General features: G+C 68.8%; 7 protein-coding genes and 1 pseudogene. 3 read left to right on the forward strand and 5 right to left on the reverse strand.

Annotated features, from left to right (window positions below; all coding sequences use genetic code 11):
* Nucleotides 1-15: 15 nt before the first annotated feature.
* Nucleotides 16-221, forward strand: a pseudogene (locus IE318_RS45280) (helix-turn-helix domain-containing protein); the annotation flags it as partial.
* 81 nt (nt 222-302) lie between these two features.
* Here IE318_RS45280 and IE318_RS29005 read toward each other — a convergent pair.
* Both IE318_RS29005 and IE318_RS29010 read right to left on the reverse strand, forming a co-directional pair.
* Complete coding sequence (locus IE318_RS29005) at nt 303-824, reverse strand: hypothetical protein (RefSeq protein WP_229903808.1); 522 nt, start codon at nt 822-824, stop codon at nt 303-305.
* 212 nt (nt 825-1,036) lie between these two features.
* Nucleotides 1,037-2,149, reverse strand: a complete 1,113-nt coding sequence (locus IE318_RS29010; protein WP_189905087.1) for an ABC transporter substrate-binding protein — start codon at nt 2,147-2,149, stop codon at nt 1,037-1,039.
* Nucleotides 2,150-2,332: 183 nt separating this feature from the next.
* Between IE318_RS29010 and IE318_RS29015 the strand changes: the two genes are divergently transcribed.
* Nucleotides 2,333-2,473, forward strand: a complete 141-nt coding sequence (locus IE318_RS29015) for a hypothetical protein (RefSeq protein ID WP_189905205.1) — start codon at nt 2,333-2,335, stop codon at nt 2,471-2,473.
* A 153-nt stretch (nt 2,474-2,626) separates the two neighbouring features.
* A complete protein-coding gene (locus tag IE318_RS29020) occupies nt 2,627-4,870 on the forward strand; it encodes a pectate lyase-like domain-containing protein (RefSeq protein ID WP_373311308.1) in 2,244 nt (747 codons plus the stop codon).
* Nucleotides 4,871-5,109: 239 nt separating this feature from the next.
* Here the strand turns inward: IE318_RS29020 and IE318_RS29025 are convergent, their stop codons facing one another.
* The 3 genes from IE318_RS29025 to IE318_RS29035 all read right to left on the reverse strand — a co-directional run bounded on the left by IE318_RS29025 (nt 5,110) and on the right by IE318_RS29035 (nt 7,691).
* Complete coding sequence (locus tag IE318_RS29025; protein ID WP_189905089.1) at nt 5,110-5,529, reverse strand: SRPBCC family protein; 420 nt, start codon at nt 5,527-5,529, stop codon at nt 5,110-5,112.
* A gap of 65 nt (nt 5,530-5,594) precedes the next feature.
* Nucleotides 5,595-6,605: an aldo/keto reductase gene (locus IE318_RS29030; protein WP_189905091.1), complete on the reverse strand. Its 1,011-nt coding sequence runs from the start codon at nt 6,603-6,605 to the stop codon at nt 5,595-5,597.
* Nucleotides 6,606-6,917: 312 nt separating this feature from the next.
* Nucleotides 6,918-7,691 (reverse strand): SDR family NAD(P)-dependent oxidoreductase, encoded by a 774-nt coding sequence (locus tag IE318_RS29035; RefSeq protein ID WP_189905093.1) that lies wholly within the window; start codon nt 7,689-7,691, stop codon nt 6,918-6,920.
* Nucleotides 7,692-8,102 lie beyond the last annotated feature (411 nt).

Here is an 8,102-nt window from a genome sequence, read left to right on the forward strand (position 1 = left end):
CAGGAGGGGCAGAAGCTGCAGCAGATCGTGCGCCGGGGCAGCACCAGCTCGGTGCGCCACCAGCGCGCGATGATGCTGCCGGCCTCGGCCGGCGGGAACCGGGTGCCGGTGATCGCCCAGCTGGTCCAGTCCGACGAGGTCACCGTCCGGGACGTGATCCACCGGTTCAACGAGATGGGCCTCGCCTGCCTGGACTCCTCGGTGGGCGGGAGGGCACGCGGGCCAGGTCCGAGTGGCGACGGACCAGAAGGCCGTCCCAGGTGCGCCAACTCATGACGTTGGCGCCACGTTCACGGTCACGGTCATGGCGCGGCGGGGTTGTTGTTGTCGTTGAGAAGGAGGCTGTGGCGTTCGGTGAGGGGGCCGACGCCGAGATCTTCACGCATGAGCTTGCGCATCTTGGCGGCTGCTTTGCCGCGCGCCTCCCAGTGGGCGCGATCCTCCGGACTGCTGACAGCAATGCCCTCGACATAGCCGTCGCAGATGCGTCGCAGGCAGTGGAACACGCTGTTGGAGGCCCTGACGACGGGTTGGGGCGCGATGAGCCACATCCGTTCTGATGCTATGGCTATGCCTGAATCCCGAAAGGCTCCGCGCAGCGCAAGCGCCCGCTCGTCGTCGGAAGGGTGTTCTCGCTCGGCCAAGGCCCGCAGGGTCTCACCGAGGACCTTCACGGTGGTGGTGTACTGCGTGTAGATGTCGAGCCGCAGCCGAAGAAGTTCTTTGACATCCTCGTGCCTCCACCGATTCCGATCGGCGATGAGAGTAGCGACGATGCCGATCGCGGCCCCGGCCAGGGTGGAGAGCAGTGGCAACCAATCCATGAGGGCCAGCTTGGGGTATCCCGTGACGGCGGCGCCAGGTGGGCTTCGAGAACGAACCCGTACCGCCGTAGCCGAGACCACCCGATGCCGGACGCCCACCAGCCCCTGGCCTCGTCCGTGCATCGGCCCGGGCCCATCTGCCGTTGTTCCTCCCGGGCGAGGCCGCGGTGTTGCTCCTGTCCTGATCGATGGAGCAAGGACGATCAGACATGTCAGTCGGCGTGGAGGATGCGGAAGCGGCCGGGTTTCGCCGGGTCTCGGTCGACGACTTGGACGGGGGGCCAGGTCCATTGCCACACGCCGATGCCTGGTGCGCGGGAGAACTCGATTCGCCCGCGGGTGCCGTCGACGGCGACGCGCGGCCAGGCTTCGGCGATACGGGCTCGGTCGGTGCCGTACGTGCGCAGTACATCGGCGAGGACGGCGATTGTGTCGTAGCCCTCGAAGGCGACGAAGGAGGGAGCTTGGGCGAGCCGCTCGCGGAGGCTCTTCTCGACTCGGACACCGACAGGAGTGAGACGGTGGGGCAGGTAGCGCAGGAAAGGGACCGCAGTGCCGAGATCACCCAGCAGCTCCTCCCATTCGGCGAACTCCGGCTGCCCGGCCGGAGCGCCGATCAGGATGTCGGTGAGACGCTGGTCGCGTCGGACGGACCGGACGATGGGTACGGCCGGCTCGGGGTGGCCGACGAGAAGAAGGAGGGCTGTCGCGCGGTGGTCGGCGAGTGCGTCGCAGATCGCCGTGGGGGTGAGCTCGCGCATGTCGAGTTCGATGACGGTGCCGCCGTGCTGAGCGAGGTGGTTCCGCAGCAGGCGGGTGCCTGACGCCCAGTAGACACTCGGTTGGGTGGCCACGGCGATGCGGCTGTGGCCGGCATCGCGCAGGAAGTCCGCGTAGATCCGCCAGCCGTGGGACTGCGCCGGGCACAGGCGCGCGACCCGGTCCGTCGGTTCGTCGGTGAGTGCGTCGAGAACCGCTGACGAGCACAGGTACGGCAGCCTGAGCGCGTCGGCCCTGGCCGCAGCCGTGCGAGCGACGACGCTGTGATACTCCCCGGCCAGGGCGGCCACGCCGAGGTGCGCCAGTTCGTCCACGGCCGCCGCGGCCCTTTGGGGATCAGCTGCGGTGTCCCGGACCTCCAACTCCAGTGGCTTTCCGCCCACCCCTCCCGCGTCATTGACATCGCGCACGGCCAACTCCATACCGGCGATGAGGTGTTGGCCTGCCTCGGCCCAGCCGGGGCGAGTCAGGGGTGCGAGAGCGCCGATCAGGACGGATGAACCGTCGGTGCGCTGGGCTCCAAGCGGCGATGGCGGCGTGTTCAAGCGTCGACGTCTCCCCATGTGACGATGCGGTCGCAGAGTGCCCGGAAGGCAGGTCAGGGCCTGCGGAGAGTCGGTATCCGTCGTCCCTGCCTTGCGATCGTGAAGCGGCAGCCTAACCACGCCACTTGGAAAAACCAACTGAGATGTCCGGGACGGTCCGGGACGGGCCCGCGCGGCGGGCCGGTGCCGCCGAGCGAGCAGGCACGGTCCCGCCACGCCTGGCCGCAGGCGCTCGCCACCGCCCACCCGGACCTCGACATCGCCGCTCGCGTCATCACCCTGCGCCAGGACAAGCTCCTCGGACGCCTTCTGGACCGTCGTTGAGCCTCATGCCCGCTCCGTTGGGGCCATTTCCACCCATCTCCCTTCTTGGGCAGCATAGTTCACGGCTTATATTTTGATCTGTATTGACGGCCGAAGGGACTGCCTCTAGCGTCCGATCCGCATCGCGCCCCACATCGCGACCAAGGAGACACGTTGACCGACGTTCCCGCCGCGTGCGTCCGCGCCCCCCGCCGGCGCAGACGCACGGCCGCCCTCACGACAGCCTTTCTGCTGCCGGCCGCCGCCGGTATCGCACTGGCTTCCGCCGCGAGTGCCGCCGCCGCGAGCATCCCCACCGCTCCGACCACCGTCGTCAACGCGGGCAGCGGCAAGTGCGTTGACGCGCGTGCCGCGGCCACCGGTAACGGCACCGCCGTGCAGCAGTACACCTGCAACGGCACCGATGCGCAGTCCTGGCAGTTCACGCCGACCGACAGCGGCTACTACCGGATCGGCGTCGCCTCCGCGCCGAACCAGGTCTGGGACGAGACCGGCGTCTCCACCGCCGACGGCGCGCTGACCCAGCTGTGGCTCTACGGCGGCGGCGCCAACCAGCAGTGGCAGCCGGTCGCGGAGGCCTCCGGCACGTACCACTTCGTCAACCGCAACAGCGGCAAGTGCCTCGATGTGCCGTCGGCGTCCACCGCCGACAGCGTCCAGCTGCAGCAATACACGTGCAACGGCTCCGCCGCCCAGTCCTTCACTCTCTCCGCCGGCATCACCCCGCCGGCCGGCACGCCGGACTTCGGCCCCAACGTCACGGTGTTCGACCCGTCGATGTCGACGTCCACCATCCAGTCGAAGATCAACTCGGTCTACAGCACCCAGCAGACCAACGAGTTCGGCGCCCAGCGCAACGCCCTGCTGTTCACCCCCGGGACCTACAACGTCGACATACCCGTCGGCTACTACACCCAGGTTGCCGGGCTCGGGCTGTCACCGGACGACGTGTCGATCACGGGTGGCGGCGTGCACGTCGCGGGTCACACCAGCGACGGCAACGCCACCCAGAACTTCTGGCGCGATGTGGAGAACATGTCGGTGAGCCCCGGTTCGGGCAGCACCATGTGGGCCGTCTCGCAGGCCGACCCGTTCCGGCGCATGGACGTGCACGGCAGCATGAAGCTGTGGGACGACACCCACGGCACCAGCACCAACTGGTCCAGCGGCGGCTACATCGGCGACTCGCGGGTCTCCGGCCAGATCAACTCCGGGACCCAGCAGCAGTTCCTCACCCAGGACACCGCCATGAACGGCGGCTGGACCGGGCACAACTGGAACATGGTCTTCGTAGGCGACACCGGCGCCCCGGCGACCAGCTTCCCCAATCCGCAGTACACCACCGTCGCCCAGAGCCCGGTGATGCGCGAGAAGCCGTTCATCTACGTCGACGGCTCCGGGAACTGGCAGGTGTTCGTCCCGTCCGTGCGCACCAATGTGCAGGGCCCGGACTGGACGAACGGCACCGCCCCGGGCACCTCGCTGCCGATCGGCCAGTTCTACATCGTCAAACCCGGTGATACCGCCACGACGATCAACAACGCACTCGCCGCGGGCAAGAACCTGATCGTCACCCCGGGCGTCTACCACCTGTCCGCCCCGCTGAACATCACCCGCCCCGACACCGTGGTCCTCGGCCTGGGCCTGGCCACCCTCGTACCGGACAACGGCGTCACCGCCATCACCACCGCCGACGTCGACGGCATCGACATCGCCGGGCTGCTGATCAGCGCGAACACCACCAACTCCAACACGCTCATGCAGGTCGGCCCGACCGGCTCGACCGCCAGTCACACCGCCGACCCGATCGTGCTGCACGACGTGTTCTTCCGCATCGGCGGCGACCTCGCCGGCAAGGCAACCCAGTCACTGGTGATCAACAGCAACGACGTCATCGGGGACGACCTGTGGCTGTGGCGCGCGGACCACACCAACGGCGTCGGCTGGACGGCCAACCCGGCAGTCAACGGACTGATCGTCAACGGCAACAACGTCACCATGTACGGCCTGGCGGTCGAGCACTACCAGAAGTACCAGACCACCTGGAACGGCAACGGCGGCCGCACGTACTTCTACCAGAGCGAGACCCCCTACGACGTGCCCGACCAGTCCAGCTGGACCACCAGTGGAGGCGACCTCGGCTACGCCTCGTACAAGGTCGCCAACTCCGTCACCTCACACGAGGCATGGGGTGTGGGCGTCTACGCCTATCTCCGCGACAACCCCTCCGTCGTACTCGGCCACGCCATCGAGGTGCCCACCACGTCCACGGTGAAGTTCCACAGCATGGTCACCACGGTCCTGGGCGGCGCCGGCACCATCAATCACATCGTCGACAACACCGGCAACCAGGTCACTCCCAGCAGCAACGTGGCCTACCTGGTGAGCTATCCGTAAGTCCGGCAGCGGTTCCCGACCGTAGGCAGGAAGCAGCCCGTCCGCGAGCTCTGCGGGAGGCGTGTGCCGGGCCGGCCGGACGGACAAACAGGCCGGTCCGGCGCCCGTGCCGAAATGGCACGGGCGCCGGTCACACTGATGAGAGCCGAACTCCGACCTCGGACGTGCCGTCCGGTGCCGGGGTGCGCACTTGGGCCGTGCGGTCCGGCGCCGGAGCCCTGGGCGGGCCGGCGTCGGTGTCAGGCGGCGAGGGTCGTGTGGAGGGCGTCGAGGCCGTCGCGGTAGATGCCGTTGAACAGGTCGACGACCTCGTCCTCGGTGGCGCCGTCGGGGTTGAAGCGGCCGGACCACTGGACCTCGGCGGCGTTCTCCTGTCCGGGGATCGCGTGGACGCGGATGGTGGAGACGTAGCCGTTGACGGGGAAGGGGGCCTGGAGGATGGCGTAGCTGTAGCGGCGTTCGGTCTCGTTGAAGTCGACGAGGCGCTCGATGATGACCTCGCCCTCGGGGTTCTTCAGCCGGCGGACGCGGCCGCCTTCGAGTGCGGTGCTCTCCGAGATGTAGGGGAGCCAGTCGGGCAGGGCGTCGAAGCCGCCGATGAGGCTCCAGACCTTGTCGGGCGAGGCGGGGACGATGCGGCTGACGGACGTCGAGGCCATGGTGTTACTCCGGATGGTGTTGCCGGTGTGGGGGTTTCGGGAGTGGGGGTGGTGGGGGTCAGGGGTCAGGCGCCGTTGGGCAGAGGTGCGGCCGGGCTGACCAGGTTGGCGGCGCGCAGGTCCGTCCAGAAGGCGGCCGGGATGTTCTCGTGGAGGGCGGCGGAGTCCTCGGCGATGCGGCTGGGGCGGGTGGCGCCGGGGATGACGGCGGCGGCTGCCGGGTGGGCCAGAGAGAACTGGAGGGCGGCGGCCTTGATGCTGATGCCGTGCTTGTCGGTGAGGGTCTTGAGGCGGTTGACGCGCTCGATGATCTCGGGCGGGGCCTGCTGGTACTCGAAGTGGGTGCCGCCGGCGAGGATGCCGGAGCTGTAGGGGCCGCCGACGACCATGTCGACGTTCTGCTCCTGGGCCATCGGCAGCAGGCGCTGGAGGGCGTGGGCGTGGTCGAGGAGGGTGTAGCGGCCCGCGAGGAGGAACCCGTCGGGCTTGGGCTCGTCGAGGGCGAGGGTCATCTCGATGGGCTCGGTCTTGTTGACGCCCAGACCCCAGGCCTTGATGACGCCCTCGTCGCGCAGGCGGGACAGGACGCGGAAGGCACCGGTGCGGGCCTCTTCGAACTTCTGGATCCAGGCGTCGCCGTGGAAGTCCTGGGCGATGTCGTGGACCCAGACGATGTCGAAGCGGTCGACGCCCATGCGGCGGAGGCTGCCCTCGATGGAGCGCTCGGTGGCGTCGGCGGTCCACTCGTGGAGGATCTTGTTGGGGTTGCCGTGCTCGAAGAGGTCGCCCTTCTCCCCGAAGTCAGGGACGTCGGTCTCCGGTTCGTCGAGGATGACCCGGCCGACCTTGGTGGACAGCACGTAGGCGTCGCGGGGCTTGGTGGACAGGACCTGGCCCAGGCGCTCCTCGGCGAGGCCGGCGCCGTAGAAGGGTGCGGTGTCGTAGTAGCGGATGCCCTGCTCCCAGGCGGCCTCGACGGTGGCGCGGGCCTCCTCGTCGGGGATCGCGCGGAACATGTTGCCCAGCGGAGCGGTGCCGAAGCCGAGGCGGCCGGGGAGGATTTCCTTCAGGGACATGAATGATGCCTTTTCGATCGATGCCTCGTTTTCGGCGAGGCTTGGGGGAGCGGGTGCCTCCCGGTGCGGCGGCTCGTCCGACGGAGCCGGGCACGGGGGTCAGGGGACACCCCCAGGAGTGGTACAGGTGAGCCGCCGCATTTAGTTGCAGAAGCTCTTTACAGGTTCACACAATAATTGCAGACGCGGGCTAATGCAAACGTGAGGTGTCCGCCGCGCCGAAGCAGGCGGACACGGCTCGGCGGACCTGCGGAAACCACCCCGCGGACGCGACGAGGGCGAGCCGTTCCGCACGACTGCCGGGTGCACCCGTCAAGGGACGATCGTGGGGACGAGGCCGCCGTCGGCGCCGAGTGCCCTGCCCGTGGTCGCCGAAGCCTGCTCCGAGGCCACGTATGCGATCATGCTGGCCACCTCATGGGGACGGATCAGGCGTTTGAGCAGGGACGCGGCCGCACGGTTCTCTGCCAGATAGCGCCGCTCCTGCTCAGCCGGATCGAGCCCGGGATACAGCTCGTCGAACATCGCCAGTACGCCGTCACTCATCGTCGGCCCGGGCAGTACGCAGTTCACGGTGACCCCGGTGCCGGCGAGCGCCTGGGCCATCCCGCGCGACACCGCCAGCTGCGCCGTCTTGGTCATCCCGTAGTGGACCATGTCCGTCGGTGTCTGGACGCCCGCCTCACTGCTCACGAAGATCACTCGGCCCCACCCGCGCCGGGCCATCCGCGGTGCGTAATGGCGCGCCAGGCGCACCCCGGAGAGCACGTTGACCTCGAAGAACCGCAGCCAGTCTCCATCGGGGATCTCGAAGACGGGTCTGGTCGCGAAGATGCCGGTGTTGTTGACCAGGACGTCGACCTCGGGCAGCTGCCGGATCAGGTCGGCCGTGCCTTCCGCCGTCCCGACGTCGGCCGTGACGCCGCGTGCTCCGATCCGCTCCGCCGCCTCGGCAACACGGTCGGCATTACGGCCGTTGACCACGACGTCGGCCCCGGCCGAGGCCAGCGCCTGCGCGGTCGCCGCGCCGATTCCCGCCGTCGACCCGGTGACCAGCGCGTTACGTCCACTGAGATCGATCTGCATCGGGCGAGCACCTTTCCGGAAGTGGTGGCGACCCACTCGGCGGCGGGCCGCGTCCGATCGCAACCTCCGCCCTCCCGGCGTCCCCCGGAGGGACGACCGGAGGCGCATGGAAGTCGCCCGCAGCGGCGGGAACGGCCATGACGCACCACCGCGTGGGGCGCCCCGTCACACCGGCGAAATCTCGCAGGCGCAGGGCTCTTCATGAGGCACCCAGACGGAAAAGATTCTTCGGCAGCGCGGCGGAACCCGCACCTTGGCGACGCCCGCGGACTCCGGACGGACCTGATGCACCTCTAGGGGGTGTCTCGCCGATCATGCGGGGCTCGCGGCGCCTGGCACCGCACCTCGCCGCGTTGTCGTCGGTCGCCGATGCTCCGCATCGACTCCCTCCTCCGCCTTGCGATGCTCCCC

Source organism: Streptomyces spiralis, assembly GCF_014654675.1.
In the GTDB taxonomy this organism is placed as follows: domain Bacteria; phylum Actinomycetota; class Actinomycetes; order Streptomycetales; family Streptomycetaceae; genus Streptomyces; species Streptomyces spiralis.